The following is an 18,805-nucleotide window of genomic DNA, read 5'->3' as shown; positions in this document are numbered from 1 at the left end:
CTAATTAAAAAGTATTATGGTGCTTAAACTAACACAAAAAAAACAAGAAAAATTTTATGATCACGCTCAAAAGGCTTATCCAGAAGAATGCTGTGGCATTTTATTAGGACAATTTGAGGAAAATGGAGAAATCGTGATTGTAGAGGTGTGGAAAACTGAAAATGTTTGGGAATCTTCATCAGAAGAATTATTTTCCGCTGTTCCTTCCTCCAAAAAACAAAAAACAGCTAGTCGGCGTGATCGCTTTACCATTGATCCGGCAGTGCTTTTAAAAGCCCAAAAGTATGCTCGTGAGAATAACTTAGACATTGTAGGGATTTATCATTCTCATCCCGATCAGAGTGCTTATCCTTCAGAGTTCGATCGCGCGATCGCGTGGGACACCTACTCCTATATTATTATGTCTGTTGAAGAAGGAACAGTAGTAGATTGTCGTAGCTGGCGCTTAGATGATCAACAACAATTCCAAGAAGAAAAAATAATTGTAACAGAAGGTTGCCATAATTGAACATCAACACTTACCCTAGAGGGTTGCACCGTTATTTCAGGGTGACGCTACTTATTAATTGAATCGTCGCTTCTCATTTCCCGTAGCAAAATAGTAAATAACCAATCAGCACATTATCCTCACAGACGTGAGACAGTTATGCTTAATCCAAATCTAGAAGAAATCGAACTCAATAAAGACGAATACGAACGCTACTCCCGTCATATTATCCTGCCAGAAGTAGGATTAGAAGGGCAAAAGCGCCTCAAAGCTGCCAGCGTCGCTTGTATTGGCACTGGTGGACTTGGTTCTCCTCTCTTATTATACTTAGCCGCTGCTGGTGTGGGGCGTATTGGAATTGTCGATTTTGACGTGGTAGATAGTTCTAACCTGCAACGTCAAGTGATCCACGGAACAGCCCAAGTAGGAAAACCGAAACTAGAATCAGCCAAACAACGGATTCTTGACATTAATCCTTTTTGTCAAGTTGACCTTCATAATACTCGTATTACTTCCGAAAATGCCCTTGATATCCTGAAACCCTACGATGTGGTGGTAGATGGAACTGATAATTTCCCAACACGCTATCTGGTTAATGATGCTTGTGTCTTGTTAGGGAAACCCAATGTTTATGGATCAATTTTCCGTTTTGAAGGGCAAGCTAGCGTTTTTAATTATCAAGAAGGGCCCAACTATCGTGATGTCTTTCCTGAACCCCCGCCACCCGGAATGGTTCCCTCCTGCGCGGAAGGTGGCGTTTTAGGCGTTTTATGTGGTGTAATTGGATCAATTCAGGCTACAGAAACAATTAAAGTAATTCTGGGCATGGATACTACCCTCAGTGGGCGTTTATTGCTTTATAATGCTCAGACCATGAGCTTTCGGGAATTAAAACTGCGTCGTAACCCAGAACGTCCTGAAATTAAAGAACTGATTGACTATGAACAGTTCTGTGGCATTCCACAAATGCAGGAAGAAGAAACAGATGTTCCTGAAATGACAGTGCAGGAGTTAAAGCAACTCATGGATCAAGGGGCAAAGGATTATGTTCTCATTGATGTTCGTAACCCCAATGAATACGAAATTGCTAAAATTCCAGGGGCTACTTTAATTCCCCTTCCTGAAATTGAAGAAGGAAACGGTGTCGAAAAAGTTAAAGAGTTAATGAATGGTCATCGCCTAATTGCCCACTGCAAAATGGGGGGACGTTCAGCAAAAGCCCTACGAATGCTAAAAGAAGCGGGTATTGAAGGTACAAACTTGAAAGGGGGAATTCGCGCTTGGAGTCAAGAAGTTGATTCTTCTGTCCCCGAATATTAAAGAGGAAACTGCCTTAACCTGTCCATCTCAATTGGAGATAGGACAGGGATTTTCTCTCCTTACTTTTGTGTACGATAAGATAGGATATCAAGATGGAGTTAACCCGCTCCTCTAATCAATCTAAGACTAACTGAATTATTAAAATAAGCTGCGAGATCAAGGATTAGCAGAACAAAACAATGACAAGTGAATTCAATCGTTTACGCTCTGAAGTTATTAATACCCAAGTTATCACCCGTAATAGTGGCAAGCGTCTCGGGGTGGTTAAAGAAATGTTAGTGGATATTGACCGCCGTGAGGTGGTCGCGCTAGGGTTACGCGATAACTTGATATCTGTGGCAGGTATGCCACGCTATATGTATTTAGAAGATATTACTCAAAGTGGTGATGTTATTCTCGTAGAAAATGAAGAAGTTATTGAGGATGTTGAAATTGAAGCCCTCAGCGCTTTGATCAATTGTGAGGTGATTACTGAAGACGGAGAAATGTTGGGGCGGGTGCGTGATTTTCAATTTAATATGGAGGATGGTAAAGTTTCCTCTTTAATTATTGCTTCTTGGGGATATCCACAAATTCCTGATCAGGTTCTGAGTACCTATGAACTTCCCATTGAAGAAATTGTTAGCAGTGGTCCCAATCGAATTATTGTGTTTGAGGGCGCAGAAGAACGTCTTACCCAACTGACTGTCGGAATTTTAGAAAGATTAGGCATTGGCAGAGCCCCCTGGGAAAAAGACGACGACGACTTATATTATACGCCTCCTACTGCGCGTCCCGAGAATCAGTTAGGAACGGGTTTACCTGAACGTGAACCAGAACGTGAAGAACGCCCCCCAATGCGAGAAGAACGCCGAGAAACTCGCGAACCTATTCGTGAGCCAGTTTATGAAGAAGCATGGACAGAGGAAGAGTGGGAAGAACCTGAACCTCTCCCTCGTCGTGAGGAAGAGTCTATTCGCTATCAAGAAGCTGTGCTAGAAGAGGATAACTGGGGAGATGAAGAGGCTTCTTATGAACCCGAACCTTTAACCTCTTTTGAAGAGGAGGATGATATGGAAGAAGACGTTTGGAAAGATGAGGACGATAGTTATGTTCCGCCAAAAGTCAATCTGCCTGAGAAGGAAAAAAGTAAAGAGAAGGAGAAGGAAAAAGAGCCTGAATATGAAGAGTTTAACTAACTATGCTGCTAAGCAAATTTGGTCATGAAAGCTTCAATAGGTTCTAAAAAAAAGTTGATAAGAGAGCAGGGAGAAAATGTTTTACTGATTGTCCTGATTGCGGGGACAATTATTGCAGTTAGCACTCAGCACATAGCCTGGGGATTAGTTCCGATCGCGATCGCGCTGGTTGTTAATAAATTCAATCGCCGAAAAGATCAACGCTCTCAACATCATCAACTTAGCCATTTAGAAAGTTTAATCCAAAGCACTCAAAGTGAACAAGAAAATCAACAAATTCTGCTTTGGCAAGTGAAGCAAAAAGCGGAAGAGATTGAACAGTCTCTGCAAAGTTTTAAACAGCAGCAAATTCAAGATACTGATTCTCTAAAAGCAAAAACCTCTATTCTCAATCAAGTAGAGACAATTGTAGAGAAGCAAGAACATCTTGAACAAAAACAGCAAGAATTAGAGGAAGCGCGATCGCGCTTAGAATCGGAAATCAATCAAAAGTTCTCTACTACAGAACAGGTTGAGGAATTACAACGATATCTTAAACAAGTGACTCAACTCCTAGAGAGTCTGGTTCAATTTCAAACTGAACAAAGTCAAACCCTAGCGACAAAGCTAAGTGAACTTCAATTGAATCTTGATCATCAATCGGAAAGTGAATCTTGATGTAGGTGCGGAAGTTTACCGAAGGTGCTATTCCTGAAATAATGGTAGGTAGAGAAGTCGCTCATCATTGAAAAATCATACATAATGAAGTTTCGCTCTTTTTTAATTTCTATAATTACTATTTCTCTTATCTTCCTTGCTGGCTTTGGCGTAAGTTTAACTTGGTTACTTCAGGAAAGCCCTCTCGCGTTAGAAGGTGGAGGAGTTGTTAAATCGCCAACTGCGGCTCAATTTGTGTCTAAACAAGCCCCGGTTATGGCTTCGATGGTGGTGGATGTGGATCGTTTGGAAGCCTATCGTCAATTGCGAGCGCCATTAAAAATTCGATCGCGCTCTCGGCAAGAGTTAGACCGCATTAAAGCCCAATTCCTAGCCAGTCGTCAATTAGATTATGACCAAGATATTAAGCCTTGGTTAGGAGAGGAAATCACCTTAGCCGTCACTTCCTTAGATTTTGATCGCGATCGCGCTAATGGTGCACAACCGGGTTATCTTCTTGTGGCTTCCACCGAAGATCAAGAATTAGCAAAAGAATTTTTACAAGGCTATTATTCCCGTCAAGCGGTTTCCCCGAATACAGACTTAGTATTTGAACGTTATAAGGGGGTTAATATTACTTACCGTCGCCCCTTACAAAATAAACCTGATCCGGAAAGTGGCGCGTTAGCTAGTGCAGTGGTGGGAGATCATGTGTTATTTGCTAATCACCCGAAAGTTTTAAGAGAGGCTCTTAATAATATTCAAGTTCCCAGTTTAAGCCTAGAAGAGGCAGTTCCTTATCAAAAGGCGCAAAAAACTATTACTAATCCTCGCATTGGTCAACTTTACTTAAATTTACCTGCAGTGGCTGCTTGGATCGCCAATCAACCTGCACTTCCGTTACAAGATAACCAACCCACACTCACTGCTGGATTTGGGGTAACTCCTGATGGTTTGAAAGCTCAAACGGCTCTTTTAGGGGTAGGGGAAGAAGAAAACCGTAATCCTGCCTTATCCCAACCTGTTAACGCCCTCAACTATCTTCCCAGTAGTACCGTTTTAACCGCAGCCGGTGTTGATTTAGATCAACTGTGGAAAAGCTTAAAAGAATTAGCCGTTGATGGGCCCACTGAAACCGTAATTGCTCAACTCGAAGACAGCTTACAAGAACGCTTAGGAATTTCTCTTGAAGAAGAAATTTTCCCAAGCATCAAAGGAGAATATGCCTTAGCTCTCTTACCCCAAGAAGATCAACCCAAAGTCGGTAATTGGGGATTCGTTGCCGAAGAAAAAGAAAATACTAACCTCGCCAGCCTTGTTAAAGAATTAGACGAAAAGGCAAAAGCAAGCGGTTACAGTGTCGGAAATTTAGAATTTGCGGAACACAAGCTAACGGCTTGGACAGTAATTAAACCAGTTTCTAATGTCGCCCTCAATCCCAAAAAAACCCCCATTGAGTTTAATGCTGAGGTCAAAGGGATTCATGGTCATGTGGATGATTATGAAATTTTTGGGACTTCTGTAGAAACAATTGCCCAAGCCATTACAAAAGGAGAAGATGCTCTAATTAATAGTGAAAAATTCCAAAGCGCGATCGCGCCCTTACCGCCAGAAAATGACGGTTACTTCTATCTCGACTGGGAAAATAGCCAAACCCTATTAAAAGAAGAACTCCCCTTACTGCGGGTAGTAGAACTAGCTGGAAAACCCTTATTTGATCACCTTCGCATTCTTACCCTAGCCAGTGAAGGAACAGACGCTGGCGTTAGAAAAGCAACCCTCTTTCTACAACTAACTTCCCGAAATTAAGATGAATCCAGACATTGCTTCCTATAATAGTTAACAGAATGCAACATTTAAAACCGAAAGGGCGACTTGCTCTGAATCAAGAAAAAAATACAAGAGAGAATACCTGATCTATGGCAAAGATCGAAACTAGAACCGAACCGATGGTGCTAAATATGGGGCCCCACCACCCCTCAATGCACGGCGTTCTCCGCCTCATTGTCACCCTAGATGGGGAAGATGTGGTGGATTGTGAACCCGTCATTGGCTACCTCCATCGGGGAATGGAAAAAATTGCAGAAAACCGCACCAACGTCATGTACGTTCCCTATGTGAGCCGTTGGGATTACGCCGCGGGAATGTTTAACGAAGCAATCACCGTTAACGCCCCTGAAAAACTCGCGGATATTGAAGTGCCAAAACGCGCTCAATATATCCGTGTCATTATGTTAGAACTAAATCGCATTGCTAACCACCTGCTATGGTTAGGGCCCTTTCTCGCAGACATTGGCGCACAAACCCCATTTTTCTATATTTTCCGCGAACGGGAAATGATTTATGATCTCTGGGAAGCAGCGAGTGGCTCAAGGTTAATTAATAATAACTACTTCCGAGTGGGAGGGGTTGCTGTTGACTTACCCTATGGCTGGTTAGAGAAATGTATTGATTTCTGTGACTATTTTGCAGAAAAAGTTGATGAATACGAAAAACTTCTTACCAATAACCCCATCTTCCGTCGTCGCTTAGAAGGTGTTGGGGTGGTTACTCGTGAAGAAGCCATTAACTGGGGATTATCCGGTCCCATGTTAAGAGGATCAGGGGTAAAATGGGACTTGCGAAAAGTTGACCATTACGAATGTTATGATGACTTTGACTGGGACATTCATTGGGAAACCGCTGGCGACTGTTTCGCCCGTTATTTAGTACGGGTGCGAGAAATGCGAGAATCCCTAAAAATTATTCGTCAGGCTTGCGATGGTATTCCAGGCGGCCCCTATGAAAATCTAGAAGCCCGTCGCATGGCAGAAGGAAAAAAATCCCAGTGGAATGATTTTGACTATCAATATATCGCTAAAAAAATGGCTCCCACTTTCAAAATTCCAGAAGGGGAACATTATGTGCGCCTCGAAAGTGGTAAAGGGGAGTTAGGCATTTTCTTAGTTGGTAACGATAATGTATTCCCGTGGCGTTGGAAAATTCGCGCCCCTGACTTTAATAACTTACAAATTCTCCCTCACCTCCTCAAAGGGGTAAAAGTTGCTGATATTATGGCAATTTTAGGGAGTATTGATGTCATTATGGGATCCGTTGATCGTTAGGGCTTCTTGGATAGTTATTCCCTTTTTTATCGAGCTTCTCAAAGTGGTAACGTGGCTAAAGTTCACAAACTCCAAAGATTATTGTTACGGTGCGGAATGCACTGTAAGCAGGGAAGTTCTGTTAATAAGCGTGTAGTCTGGAGAGGAGCGGTATGAGGCGAAAGTCTCACGTACCGTTCTGAAGCGGAGTCAAGAGGGCGACCTCTTGGCTTAGGTTAACAATCGTAAGATACCCTTTGACCAACGTTCTCACCGTCAACAACGCTTTAATAACCGTCGAGGTCATTTATGACCTCCTAGCAATGAATTCTAGTTAAATCTGCCTTTTTTGCAGATTTTTTGATTGTCAATCAGGCTTGCTTATTGATAAAAGACAGCGAGACATTCACGGTGATTCTCCTCGATAGTCCTATACAGTACTGAATCAATTTCTCTATGAGGGTCATCAAATATACTATATGACAATTGATGACAAGAACATAGAATGAAAATCAATTTCCGTAAAAATCTCGTAGTTTTTCAAATAGGAATAATGCTAAGGTTATAGTCATTATCACAATGTGATTAAAGTTTTATAAAAATCAGCTCTAGAGTTGCCTTTCTTCTTCGGGAACTAAAACTCATGACTATTCCTCGGCATCTCCAAAGAAAAGCTCGCAGACTCGGGCTATCATTCCAAGCTCTCTTCCGCCTTATTTCAACTGCTAATCAGGCTAACGAAATGGTTATTTAAAAGCCAGAGAAGAAAAAATACAACCCTTGGATTTGTCCTACCCACAACCGTCATGGTGTTACTGGTAGTGGGCTTATTTGTTGGGGCTTTAATTGTGCGAACAGGAGATCGCAGTATCGAAGTCATTGGTTCAAGGGAATCTCAGCGCATTGATAGCATTGCGACTCCAGCCGTAGAACGAGCGAAAGCCAAACTAGAACACTTATTTGATCGTGATCCTCGATTTCCTGCTGGTGTGCCATCAGAAATTTTAGTGCGAGATTTGATGCGGTATGTGGATAATGAGTTAGTTAGCCCAGTGGAAGGCGAACCTGATCCTTATCAATTTCCAGATGAAACTCGAATTGACCTCAATGGAGACGGAGAATTAGATAATGCTTGGACTTATGAAACCGACTTGGATGGGGATGGAAGCAGTGAATTAGTGGCTTATTCCATTTTAATGCAAAATGGAGCCGACTCTGATGGCGATGGCACGAATGATATTACTCTGAGTGACTCTGATGCTGAGAAAGCAGGTAACTTAGTCACTCGCACAGGACCAGCTAGAATTGAGGCAATTCGGGGGTCTAGAGCAGAATGTGATATTGAGGGATTAGAAGACGAGAATGGCTGGTTTTCTGTCAGTGCTTCTTCAGTTCGCAAGAATTTTCAAGTTAATGTCTTTGTTGAGAATAATAACCCTGCTAACCGTAGTGCTGCAGCTTTAGAATTTCAGCAAGATCGACAATTAGACCGTGGCAATAAATTTGGCGTTTGGTTTCGCTACGACTTATTTATTCACCCTGGGCCTCAGTTTAATCTTAATGGGGCAATTCATACTGACGGCAACTTAGTCTCTTGGAATGATAGCCTACGCTTTTATCTCGTTAGTTCCCCGAAATCTTGTATTTATACTGAAGATGCAAACACGATTACCTTAACTCAAGTTGAGGATACTGACGGAACGATTCTCTATCAAGCCCAAGCCATATCCGCTGGTGGCGATACAGAACGCATTGATCTCTTTGATTCTGATGACCCTCCAAGAGCAACTGTCGATTTTAGTGGTGACACTGACTCTATAAATGGCAGTATTAATAATTTAACCGGGTTTGATGATTATACTCTTAATCCCTTAATTCTCTACACAGAAGATATTTTAGTCTCACGGGGGAAACAAAATGATGATGATGATCACGATGGTTATGGAAGTTATGACGTAGATGGGGTTCGAGATCCAAGTTGGGGACAACGACAGGACAATGATCCCTCAGATCGAATTCGTAATGATGTTCAACGTAAACCCTATGTGGATGATACCTATCGCGCAGATGACCGTTGGGGGCCGAAGCCAAAATATGGAGAAGAAGCAGACGATCAGATTCCAGACTTTGGTAGTAATGGACAACTCATTCCTACTGATAGAGATGATCTCATTGGTTTAGATGCCCCGCCAGAATTTCCTCAAGAGGTAGGAGTTGATGGCTATTGGGAACGACGTTCTTACACTCAAGGATTACGCTTAATTGTCGGACAGCGCTTAGAATTAGGGAATGCCTTTGATTGGCAGGGAGGCGGTGATGATCCCCTAAATCCTATTGAAAATAATGCTCATACAGGAAGTCGCTCTAATGAAAGACGACAATTAAAAACCCTGCGGGATAACTTAGCTGCGGTTCAAGCAACTGCGATTTATCATCACAATGATGACTCAGATTTTCCTGCTGCTTGTCTTGCTACTACTGCTCATCCTGGAACCTCCGGAACCTTGGGAACTGTTGCCAGAAGTACCCGATTTATTGATAGTCCACTGACTGGGGAATTAGAAACCAACTTTTTACAAGGCATTGGCACAAATGGCTGGGAATTTAATTCTCCCGGAAATGAAACAACTGCGGGTGGGTTTGCCAGTCTAATTAATGATTCCGATGATCCCTTACGGCGTGCTTTAACCAATTTAGCTTACTTTGCTGGCGATCCTGATGGAGCATTTCCACCGTTGCAAGATGACTTAGATGATGATGATCCAGTTATTCATCCCTATCCCCAATTAACGATGTGGGGAGACTTTTCTAATCTGCGGCGAGTAATTGATCAACTTGACAATGGGACTAGTTATGCCAATTTAAGCCTTGCTGATCAAACAACACTTCATACTGCATCCTGTACTCTAGGGATGTTAGCTCGCAATATCGAAGTAGAAGAGAATAAACGTACTACTCTCGAACAAGACTTAATTGATGCTGAGTCAGAAGTTAATTTTGGACAAGCACTTACGCAAAGCATTGAAGGTCCAAAAGAAATTTACTCTTACATTAGCAATCAAGATGTTACTGACGATGATTTTGATAATGAGGATTTGATTCGGGAAAGTGGGGAAAGCGATCAGCATTGTGAAAATAATATTGATTCAGTTAGCACAAGTAACTTTGTCAATAGAAAATTTAGAGGATCGACGCTGTATTGAAGTGGCGACAATTTTAGGGACAATTCGTCAAGATAGGGACGATGGATGTGATCTTGATGCTTAAAAAACAAGCTTAGAGATGAATGTTAATAATAATGATTTTAATTGCTTAAACCTTGCTCAAAAGGCTTTAGCCGCCCGAGAGTATGAAAGCGCGATCGCGCAATTTGAACAGATTTGTCAAAATAGTCATGATCAAACTCTCATTTCTACGGCAAAAAAAGGTTTAGTGTCTGCTTATATCAAAAGTGGAAAAGCCGAAAAAGCAATTCAACTCTGTGAGGAAATTCAGCAAACCGGGGATATTTCTAATCAAGTTTGGGCAAGGAGACAATTAAAAGAACTTAAAACTGCTGAAAGATTATCAGAAACCACAGGATTTGTTGTTGATACAGCCCCACCAGATGTTTCTCCCCCTCCAGTTAAAAAACGTCAATCTTTCAAAAAAGAAACGCCCCCTGAGACTCCAAAAAAGAAACCGATATCCTCTCCTAAGACTGAGAAGAAAACAGCTAAAAAAAAGCAAGAGAAGAAGAACAAAGCGAAACCTAAACCACTTAAGGAACTCAGTAAACCCTCTATAAAAAGAGAATGGCGTGATGCACCTAGTGCAGAAAATTGGCAACCCTTATCAATTAAATTTCAGTTTCGTTTTTGGTTAAGAATTGCCATTAGCATCGTTGCTTTCTTTTGGCTATTTCGGGCTTCAATTGAGATTTTTATGGGCTTAACCAATGATTTATTAGTATCTTTACCTGATATTCGCCCTTTTCAGCCCTTTTATCGCGATCCAACAATAACTTTAATAATTTTCCTAGTTATCGTTTGTATTATTTCTCCTTGGTGGCTAGATGGGGTAATGTCAATACTTTATCAGCGACGAAAACTATCTTTGTCGGAATTTCTGACTCGGTGTCCTGACAGTGGCAAAATATTAAGAAATTATTGTCGCCAGCATAAAATTCCATTTCCTTATTTGGGTCTTTTACATATTACCTCTCCTGTTATTTTTAGTTATGGACATTTACCGAAAAATACTCGAATTATAGTTAGTGAAGGATTATTAAGTCAGCTAGAGGATGAAGAAATTGCCACTTTATTAGCAGGAGAATTGGCAATGAGTCGTTATGGATTATTTCCAATTTTATCAAGCGCGATCGCGTTTTTGCAAATTCCCTATAGCCTCTATTATCAAATTGCCTATTGGGGAGAAAAGAGTTATCAGAAGATACCTAAAAGATCACCACGTTTTATTCCTAATTGGATCTGGCGTGATATCCCTCCCCTAATTCGCAATAGTGGTGCAATTATTTCTAACTTTTTTTATTTAGCCTATCGCCTGTGGCAACTCCCTTTAAATTGGATATTTCAAGCTCAACATTTCTATCGCGATCAGTTTTCTGTTTCTCTCACTGGAAATCCTAATGCAAAAGTGAGAGCGCTAATAAAATTAACCTTTGGTATGACTCATGGAATAGAAGTAGAAAAACAAACCCCTTACTTCCTAGAAAGTTTTAATCCCTTATTTCCTATTGGCTATCGTCAAGGATTATCTTTAGGAAGTTTAAGTGAGCATATCGCCTTAGAAACCATTTTAAATTGGGAACTTTCCCAACCCTATCGCCATTACTTAAATAGTTTTCATAGTCATCCCCCAATCAGCGATCGCGCTTTTAATTTACTCCAATTTGCCACAAAATACCAACTCCCCTTAGAATTAGAAATTACCAACCCCCATCCTTCCTCACGTAGCTGGATTGATCAAATTAAAACCTTAATTAGTGCTTATCGAGTCTTCCCCTTACTACAAAAGAGCGTCTATCTAGGGATTATTTTAGGAGTAATCCTAAGACTAATTTTCTGGGGAATGGGAATCATTAGTGAACAACTCGATTTTTTCTATTTAAGCTGGTTAACCGAAGCAGAAACCATCTTAAATGGGAGTATTCTTTTTGCCTTTAGTCTCTCCTTACTAATTGGAATTAACCACTATTTCCCGAACTTAAAACTCTCTAAGGAAAATAATAACCCTAATCTTTCGCAATGGTTAACTCAAATGACTCATCCACAAGAAGTGGCTTCTCTCCGCATTGAAGGTCAACTTTTGGGACGAAGTGGGATTAGTAACTGGTTAGGACAAGATTTAATCTTAAAAACAAAAAGAGGAATCATTCCCTTACATTTTTCTTCCCGTCTAGGAATAATTGGCAATACTTTACCAAACTTTTCTCGTCCTAACCAATTTATCCAAAAGCCTGTCATTGTCTCAGGATGGTTACGAAGAGGGGTTATTCCTTGGTTAGATGTAGAAAGGATTACTTATAATCAACGTCACTCTATACAAGCCCACTACCCGATTTGGGTAACAATGATTGCAGTTGGGGCTGCTATTTGGGGCGCACAGTTAATTCTACAGGCGTAGTATCATACTTATAGTCGTTCCAATTCAGTTCCGTAGTGCAGCCATCTTGGCTGCTACTAGGGAGCAAGATGCTCCCACTACTTTTAGGTTGCTGTTTTTTATTTGGAATCACTATAAAACCTGCATTTTGGAATCCAACTGTCATATTGCCCGTTATCTTGCAGCAAAAATGATACGGTTTATTAAAAGTCACTAATTCAGAAAATTTCGGCAGAGAGATCGTCGGCTAGCTGAAAACTTAGGATTAAAGCGGTTTCATAGTGGTTAAGGCATATCGTTCCGGAGAAAGATAGGTTTGCGCCAAGCGTTTTAACTCTTCTGGTTGTAACTGTTGGATGCGATGGGGATACTGTAAAGATAATTGTGGCTGGGCTAAAATACTGTAATAACCATATAATCCAGCAATTTGTCCTGGGGTTTCGGTGGAGAAGGCATAATCGTTACAGATTAACCGTTTAGCACGATTGAGTTCTTTTTCACTAACTGATTGGGTTTGTAATTCGAGAGCGCGATCGCGCAAAATTTCTTCTACCTGCTGTAAATGTTGAGGCGGTAACCAAGCATTGAGAGTAAACAGACTAGAATCTTTTTGCAGAGAAAACCCGCTTCCTACGTCATAGACTAACTGTTTCTCTTCTCGTAATTCTCGCACCAAACGGGAGGAAGTTCCTTGAGCCAGTAATACTGATAATAAATCCAATCCTACTGCATCTTCCCAGCCCTCAATTCCAGCCCCACGCCATCCCATAGTTAAACGGGCAATATCTAAGCGAGGGAGACGAATTTCGCGACGTTGAGGGGCTCTCAAGGTGGGTTGCGACGGGATCTCTAGAGGGGGGCATTCTGAGGGCACAGTAAACGGATGAAACGCTGCATCAATAGTTTTTAAGGCAGTTTCTTGCTCAATGTCTCCTACCACTACCACTGTCATATTTTCTGGCTGATAATAGGTGCGATGAAAACAGCGCATTTGATTCGGCGATCGCGCTAAGACAGCTTCTTCTGTTCCTAAAATGGATCGCCCATAAGGATGCTGATCATATAAACTCTCACATAGGGCTTGAAACGCAAACCAATCGGGATCATCTTCCGTTTGCCGAATTTCCTCTAACACCACCCCACGCTCACATAAAAACTCTTCCTCAGGAATTTCCGCTTGTAAAAGTAACTCTGCCAAATAAGGCAACATTTTCTCCCAATGACTCGCTGCCGTAGTGAGGAAAAAATGGGCATAATCATAACTAGTTTCGGCATTTGCCATTCCGCCATAATTTTCCACAATATAATCAAACCACCCTGGGGGAATCCGCTTGGTTCCCTTAAAAACTAAATGTTCTAAAAAATGAGCGACTCCCCACCAAGGTTCTCGTTTTGCCCCTGCATTTACCCAAATATCAGTCACCACCACAGGGGTAGTTTTCATTTGCTGATGAATCACGGTTAAGCCATTAGCAAGCTGTGTAACCGTTGCGGGAAATTTAGTAACAGGAGACTTCACATCCTTCATAACCGACAACTGTGGTTTACTTTACAATGATTAGTCTCAAAATAACAAAACAACCCCCCTAGCACAATGCTAAGAGGGTAGTTTCTTTAATTACCGCAACGCCGTTTTACCTCAGCTTCTGACCTTCCTGTTGTCAGGTGGGCACCGACATCTTGCTTTAAGTTTCCGGGTACTATGCCCGGTTTACTGCCACAAGAGGGGTTGGTTCCCTTATAGGTCTTACTTGTAGATCAAAAAACATTATTGGCAGTCACCAACGTTGCAGTAAGTACCTGTGTTTAGTTTTGATCATAACTTGTGATGGGGGGGAAGTGACAAGAGGTTACTCGTCATCATCATCAAAACCACTTACTTGTTTGAGATGAATATGTTTACGCCCGAGGGTAATTTCAAATTCATCTCCGGGTTTTAAGCCCATTTTTTTCGTGTAAGCGGCTCCAATTAATAAGTTGCCATTAGACTGTACACTAATTTTATAACTAGCCGAGCGTCCCCCTCGTCCTCGACCATTTCCATTACTATCAAGGTGAATTCCCTCTGCATCCATGAGGGCATTTAGAAATTTCATCATATTAACTCGTTGGACACCGTTTTTTGTTTCGGTGTAGTATCCACAAGCCTTTGCTTTTTCTTCCCTACTGAGGTTTCCTAAGTCTTTAACTTTTTGGAGTAAAGCCTCACCAGTTAGAGGATTTCCTTTTTTCTGTGCCATCAACTGGAACTCTTAATTATTTATTTTCATGTTTCTACTTTAGCTGGTTTTTATCCCCAAGTGCAATAAAATATTAACTTCAGGATAAGCAACCTTTAAAAACTATATTACATCTATTTGAATAAATCAATCATTACCAATTCTTTTTTGAAAAACATCAAAATCGATTCGATTCTTAGTGCAGGTAACAGTTTCTACATTCCTATCAAATTCACTTACGGAGAGTCATTTTAACAATGACGCAAATTTTACCGAAAAAGCCAATAGCTACTTAATGGTGAGACCTAACTTCATCAATCAATGATATGCTGATAATATTAATAAGCTAAACGTCGCGATCGCAGTTTAGTTACTCTGGTTTTTATTAATTCCCGAACATGAAATTAACGACTCGTGGACACTACAGCGTTAAAGCTCTCCTTGATTTAAGTTTACAATCAACTCTCACTCCCACTTCCGTAAGAGCAATTGCTTGTCGTCAGGGAATTCCAGCAGCTTATTTAGAAAAACTCTTGATTGCCATGCGAAAAGGGGGCTTAGTTAAGTCAGCGCGAGGAGCGCAGGGAGGATATCGACTGGCGAGAGAACCACGGGAAATTTTTTTAGGACAAATTTTAGAAGCCGTGGGAGAAACGATTGATCCTTTACCCCGTCATAGCCCTGATGTTAAGCAAGCAGAAGACTGGGTGACTTATAGTTTATGGCGACAATTATCTCAAAAATTAAAAGAAGCTCTTTATAGTATTAGCCTTGCTGATCTTTATTATGATGCTCGCAGTTGGCAAGCTGCCCAGGGAGAAGAAACCAATTTTGTTGTTTAATCGATAATGATTAATTCTGCTACAGTAGCGTTATTAATTGCAGCTTTCCTTGATTATCTGATAGCTGATCCCCCATTTCTTCCTCATCCAGTGCAAGGAATGGGAATGGTTATTTCCTTTGTTAGTAAAACCGTGACTAATTTCACTAAGAATTCTCTTCTACGTCGAATTGCAGGAGTTGTCTTAGGGCTGGGATTAATTATCGGGAGTGGTTGCTTAGGATGGGGACTGGTTTATTTTAGTAAACAGATTTCAATTTGGTTGGGGTTGACCATAGAAGTAATCCTTTTAGCAAGTTGTTTTGCTGCTCGTAGTTTACGTAACGCCGCGATCGCGGTTTTAACTCCTTTAAAAAATAATGAAATCGAAACTGCCCGCACTCAACTCAGTTATTACGTGGGAAGAGATACCAACAATTTATCTCCCCCAGAAATATTAAGAGCTGTATTAGAAACCATTGCCGAAAACACCACCGATGGCGTTACCGCCCCTCTATTTTACGCCATTGTGGGGCTATTAATTCCCCCTGTTGGTATTGTTCCTTTTGCCCTTGCTTATAAAGCCGCTAGCACCCTTGATTCGATGATTGGATATCAACGAGAACCCTTTACTGATATTGGCTGGTTTAGTGCTAAATTTGAAGATATTTTGACGTGGCTACCTTGTCGTTTAACGGTACTCACCATTGGCTTACTAGGGAGAAAACCGCGACAGGTGTGGCAAGTAGGAAAACGAGACGCAACTCAAGATCCCAGCCCCAATGCTGGCTGGAGTGAATGTGCTTATGCAGTGGTTTTAGGTGTACAATTAGGGGGAGAAAATACCTATCAAGGCCTCGTGAAAAAGAAACCGTTGTTAGGAAATCCTGATTTTCAAATTACAGAAGCCAAAATTGAACAGGCTTTAGGCTTAACTCGCACTTGCTTCTTAAGTTGGCTTGTGTTGGGAGTCGCCTTAAGTGGAGCAGTTGGCTGAGGAACTTTCCTTCCCAAAACTTTGCCATGCTTGCGCCACAATAGCACTAAGCCATCGTCTTTGGGCTGGCTCTAACCAATGATCATCAGCTAGCACTTGGGCGGTGAGCTCATCAAGAGTTTGCCCTTGGGCGCGGGCGATTTGTACTACACCAGCGATCGCGGCAGCGATCAGTTCTTCATCAACCGGTTTTTTTTTCAGAGCCTCTATTTCTTCGAGGGTGGCTGGGATGGGATAATTCATTTCTGGTTTCGTTGACATAACTTTCTTAATAAAAATGATCTAAATGTAAATTTTTGTTAAAAGGTTTTAATGTTAAGTATAAAAAGTTTAGCGTACTTTGGCAAAATTTGACTTTGTCACTTTTAAGAACTTACTCCTCTTGGATGAATGATTATGGAAGAAATTCTCTACATTGAAATCCCCGTTAGTGATTCCAAATTAGTGTATCAGTGGTTACAGCAACAGTGGGAAATTGACTGTAATCAAAAAAAGCTCACCCGTCAAGGGGTAAGGTTACAGTTTATTAATACTCCTGGAGAGCTTTCGATTTTTATTTGGTCACTTCAAAATACCACTTATCTGAAAGTCTTTCGCTGGGGGAACTTTCCCGCTTCCTTTGGTCGTCGAGTTGCTCAAAATCTCAAATATTCTATTGAACAAGCCTTTCCCCCTAGCTATCCTGAACTCCCAGAAATTGATCTCTCTAAAGAGTCGATTTTTTCTGCTTTAGCTCCTTATTACCCAAAAACAGTACATTTCTTCCAAAAAATTCCCAATGGTGAATCTGCCCTGAAGCGCGTGTATTGGTGGGAACAACGCTGGCGACAAGAAGTGCGTCATCCCCAAGAACCAAAAACAGTGATTAAACAAACTGCCACTGAGCCTAATAGTGATCCTGAGTATGATTTAATCTATGTTGGGGGAGCTTTAGGGGTTATTCATGCTGCAGTCATGGCAAAACGGGGCTATCGAGTTTTATTATTAGAACGTCTCCCTTTTGGACGCATGAATCGGGAATGGAATATTTCTCGTCAGGAATTTCAGGCGTTAATTGATCTGGGCTTATTTACAGAAGCAGAATTTGAAGCTGTCATCGCCAAAGAATATCTTGATGGTTACAATAAGTTTTTTGATGGCAATAACCCCCCTCATCTCAAAGGAGATGTGTTACATACCCCTAACGTTTTAAATATTGCCCTTGATTCTGAGAAGGTTTTACGAGTATGTGGGGAAAAATTACGAGAGGCTGGAGGCGAAATTTGGGACGAAACCGAATTTGTCGAAGCTAATATTAGTAAAACTGCTGTAACGGTTGAGGGCAAACATTTACCAACGCAGACAACCCAGAAAGCAGTGGGAAGACTCTTAATTGATGCTATGGGTTCGGCTTCTCCTATTGCCTGGCAACTCAACGGGAATCGCGCTTTTGATAGTGTCTGCCCAACGGTGGGAGCAACCATTAAACGGGGCTTTCCTGAAGGGGTTTGGGATCCTAATTATGGGGATGTTTTAAACTCTCATGGCGATATTTCTCGCGGAAGACAACTGATTTGGGAGTTATTTCCAGCAACCGAGGAAGAATTCACCATTTATTTATTCCATTACCATGAAGTGCATCCTGATAACCCTGGCTCTTTATTAGAGATGTATGAAGACTTCTTTACAATTTTGCCTGAGTATCGGCGTTGCGACATGGAACAATTGGAATGGAAGAAAGCAACCTTTGGTTATATTCCTGGGCATTTTAGTGTTGGGAAGCGCGATCGCGCTGTAGCTTTTGATCGTCTCCTTGCCCTTGGAGATGCCGCTTGTTTACAATCCCCCCTTGTTTTCACTGGATTTGGCTCTCTCATCCGTAATTTAGAGCGTTTAACGACACTACTTGATACCGCCCTCAAACATGATTTATTAGAGGCAGACAGTTTAAACCAAGTGCGTGCCTATCAAAGTAATGTTGCTGTCACTTGGCTATTTTCTAAAGGAATGATGGTTCCCACAGGAAAAACGCTTCCCCCCCAACGGATTAATGCCATGTTAAACACCTTTTTTGGTTTACTTGCTAATGAACCTCCTGTTGTTGCTGAAACCTTTATTAAAGATCGCGCCACTTGGGTATTATTTAATCGTCTCGCCCTGAAAGCGGCGAAGATGAATCCTGCACTCCTTGGTTGGATTTGGGAACAAGCTGGGGGAAAAGACTTCATTCGCTGGGTAGGTAGCTATCTTAGCTTTACGTTTGATGCTTTCATTAGCTTCCTATTTCGAGGATGGTTTCCCCAGTGGCTTAAAAATAATCAATCTTGGCTGGAAAAACGCTTTCCTAAACTTTGGTTACGGGGATTAAGTTTTAGTTACGCTATCACCACTGGTATGGGGAAGGTTAGAAGCAAAAATTAACCCAAGACAAACATGATGATCTGGCTAAAGTGCCGTTTTCTTAAGCCTCCATAGTATTGAG

Annotated in this window: 14 protein-coding genes and 1 other RNA gene; 11 read left to right on the top strand and 4 right to left on the bottom strand. The window is 41.4% G+C overall.

Features of this window, described 5'->3' with window-relative positions; translation table 11 throughout:
- The first annotated feature begins 16 nt into the window (after positions 1–16).
- From FRE64_RS15005 to FRE64_RS14970, 8 genes are all read left to right on the top strand, one after another.
- Entirely contained in the window at positions 17–508 is a 492-nt protein-coding gene (locus FRE64_RS15005; RefSeq protein WP_146296971.1) for a Mov34/MPN/PAD-1 family protein, read from the top strand.
- Between the two features lie 138 nt (positions 509–646).
- Entirely contained in the window at positions 647–1,807 is a 1,161-nt protein-coding gene (gene moeB, locus FRE64_RS15000) for a molybdopterin-synthase adenylyltransferase MoeB (protein WP_146296970.1), read from the top strand.
- A 179-nt stretch (positions 1,808–1,986) separates the two neighbouring features.
- Positions 1,987–2,985 (top strand): PRC-barrel domain-containing protein, encoded by a 999-nt coding sequence (locus FRE64_RS14995; RefSeq protein WP_146296969.1) that lies wholly within the window; start codon positions 1,987–1,989, stop codon positions 2,983–2,985.
- Between the two features lie 24 nt (positions 2,986–3,009).
- Positions 3,010–3,642: a hypothetical protein gene (locus FRE64_RS14990; protein WP_146296968.1), complete on the top strand. Its 633-nt coding sequence runs from the start codon at positions 3,010–3,012 to the stop codon at positions 3,640–3,642.
- A gap of 84 nt (positions 3,643–3,726) precedes the next feature.
- The gene (locus tag FRE64_RS14985; protein WP_146296967.1) at positions 3,727–5,430 is read left to right on the top strand and encodes a DUF3352 domain-containing protein; all 1,704 of its coding nucleotides are present in this window, start codon (positions 3,727–3,729) and stop codon (positions 5,428–5,430) included.
- A gap of 110 nt (positions 5,431–5,540) precedes the next feature.
- Complete coding sequence (locus FRE64_RS14980) at positions 5,541–6,725, top strand: NAD(P)H-quinone oxidoreductase subunit H (protein WP_146296966.1); 1,185 nt, start codon at positions 5,541–5,543, stop codon at positions 6,723–6,725.
- A 785-nt stretch (positions 6,726–7,510) separates the two neighbouring features.
- Positions 7,511–9,907 (top strand): hypothetical protein, encoded by a 2,397-nt coding sequence (locus FRE64_RS14975; protein ID WP_146296965.1) that lies wholly within the window; start codon positions 7,511–7,513, stop codon positions 9,905–9,907.
- A 79-nt stretch (positions 9,908–9,986) separates the two neighbouring features.
- Positions 9,987–12,329 (top strand): M48 family metalloprotease, encoded by a 2,343-nt coding sequence (locus tag FRE64_RS14970; RefSeq protein WP_146296964.1) that lies wholly within the window; start codon positions 9,987–9,989, stop codon positions 12,327–12,329.
- A 244-nt stretch (positions 12,330–12,573) separates the two neighbouring features.
- On the opposite strand, the gene FRE64_RS14965 is transcribed toward FRE64_RS14970, so the two are convergent.
- The 3 genes from FRE64_RS14965 to FRE64_RS14955 all read right to left on the bottom strand — a co-directional run bounded on the left by FRE64_RS14965 (position 12,574) and on the right by FRE64_RS14955 (position 14,548).
- On the bottom strand, positions 12,574–13,836 hold the full coding sequence (locus FRE64_RS14965) for a M16 family metallopeptidase (protein WP_146296963.1): 1,263 nt from the start codon (positions 13,834–13,836) through the stop codon (positions 12,574–12,576).
- Positions 13,837–13,922: 86 nt separating this feature from the next.
- Positions 13,923–14,107: non-coding RNA, 6S RNA (gene ssrS / locus FRE64_RS14960), on the bottom strand.
- A 51-nt stretch (positions 14,108–14,158) separates the two neighbouring features.
- Entirely contained in the window at positions 14,159–14,548 is a 390-nt protein-coding gene (locus tag FRE64_RS14955; protein ID WP_146296962.1) for an AbrB family transcriptional regulator, read from the bottom strand.
- A 377-nt stretch (positions 14,549–14,925) separates the two neighbouring features.
- Between FRE64_RS14955 and FRE64_RS14950 the strand changes: the two genes are divergently transcribed.
- Together FRE64_RS14950 and cbiB are read left to right on the top strand one after the other, a co-directional pair.
- The gene (locus FRE64_RS14950) at positions 14,926–15,369 is read left to right on the top strand and encodes an RrF2 family transcriptional regulator (protein ID WP_146296961.1); all 444 of its coding nucleotides are present in this window, start codon (positions 14,926–14,928) and stop codon (positions 15,367–15,369) included.
- A gap of 6 nt (positions 15,370–15,375) precedes the next feature.
- Complete coding sequence (gene cbiB, locus FRE64_RS14945; RefSeq protein ID WP_186708871.1) at positions 15,376–16,344, top strand: adenosylcobinamide-phosphate synthase CbiB; 969 nt, start codon at positions 15,376–15,378, stop codon at positions 16,342–16,344.
- Here the strand turns inward: cbiB and FRE64_RS14940 are convergent.
- Positions 16,324–16,587 carry a hypothetical protein gene (locus FRE64_RS14940; protein WP_146297385.1) on the bottom strand — a complete coding sequence of 88 codons (264 nt, stop codon included), beginning with the start codon at positions 16,585–16,587 and terminating at the stop codon, positions 16,324–16,326. The two genes, cbiB and FRE64_RS14940, sit on opposite strands and share 21 nt — an antisense overlap.
- Positions 16,588–16,740: 153 nt before the next feature.
- Between FRE64_RS14940 and FRE64_RS14935 the strand changes: the two genes are divergently transcribed.
- Complete coding sequence (locus tag FRE64_RS14935; protein WP_146296959.1) at positions 16,741–18,744, top strand: NAD(P)/FAD-dependent oxidoreductase; 2,004 nt, start codon at positions 16,741–16,743, stop codon at positions 18,742–18,744.
- Positions 18,745–18,805 lie beyond the last annotated feature (61 nt).

Source organism: Euhalothece natronophila Z-M001, assembly GCF_007904085.1.
Lineage (GTDB): Bacteria > Cyanobacteriota > Cyanobacteriia > Cyanobacteriales > Rubidibacteraceae > Halothece > Halothece natronophila.
The sequence above is the reverse complement of the archived record's forward strand: the minus strand, read 5'-3'. Positions and strand labels throughout refer to the sequence as shown.

Coding starts and splice junctions, on each gene's coding strand:
- FRE64_RS14980 (WP_146296966.1), top strand. CDS start 5,541: ATGGCAAAGATCGAAACTAGAACCGAACCGATGGTGCTAAATATGGGG.
- FRE64_RS14975 (WP_146296965.1), top strand. CDS start 7,511: ATGGTGTTACTGGTAGTGGGCTTATTTGTTGGGGCTTTAATTGTGCGA.
- FRE64_RS15005 (WP_146296971.1), top strand. CDS start 17: ATGGTGCTTAAACTAACACAAAAAAAACAAGAAAAATTTTATGATCAC.
- cbiB (WP_186708871.1), top strand. CDS start 15,376: ATGATTAATTCTGCTACAGTAGCGTTATTAATTGCAGCTTTCCTTGAT.
- FRE64_RS14985 (WP_146296967.1), top strand. CDS start 3,727: ATGAAGTTTCGCTCTTTTTTAATTTCTATAATTACTATTTCTCTTATC.
- FRE64_RS14955 (WP_146296962.1), bottom strand. CDS start 14,548: ATGGCACAGAAAAAAGGAAATCCTCTAACTGGTGAGGCTTTACTCCAA.
- FRE64_RS14940 (WP_146297385.1), bottom strand. CDS start 16,587: ATGAATTATCCCATCCCAGCCACCCTCGAAGAAATAGAGGCTCTGAAA.
- FRE64_RS14995 (WP_146296969.1), top strand. CDS start 1,987: ATGACAAGTGAATTCAATCGTTTACGCTCTGAAGTTATTAATACCCAA.
- FRE64_RS14935 (WP_146296959.1), top strand. CDS start 16,741: ATGGAAGAAATTCTCTACATTGAAATCCCCGTTAGTGATTCCAAATTA.
- FRE64_RS14990 (WP_146296968.1), top strand. CDS start 3,010: ATGAAAGCTTCAATAGGTTCTAAAAAAAAGTTGATAAGAGAGCAGGGA.
- FRE64_RS14950 (WP_146296961.1), top strand. CDS start 14,926: ATGAAATTAACGACTCGTGGACACTACAGCGTTAAAGCTCTCCTTGAT.
- FRE64_RS14970 (WP_146296964.1), top strand. CDS start 9,987: ATGAATGTTAATAATAATGATTTTAATTGCTTAAACCTTGCTCAAAAG.
- FRE64_RS14965 (WP_146296963.1), bottom strand. CDS start 13,836: ATGAAGGATGTGAAGTCTCCTGTTACTAAATTTCCCGCAACGGTTACA.
- moeB (WP_146296970.1), top strand. CDS start 647: ATGCTTAATCCAAATCTAGAAGAAATCGAACTCAATAAAGACGAATAC.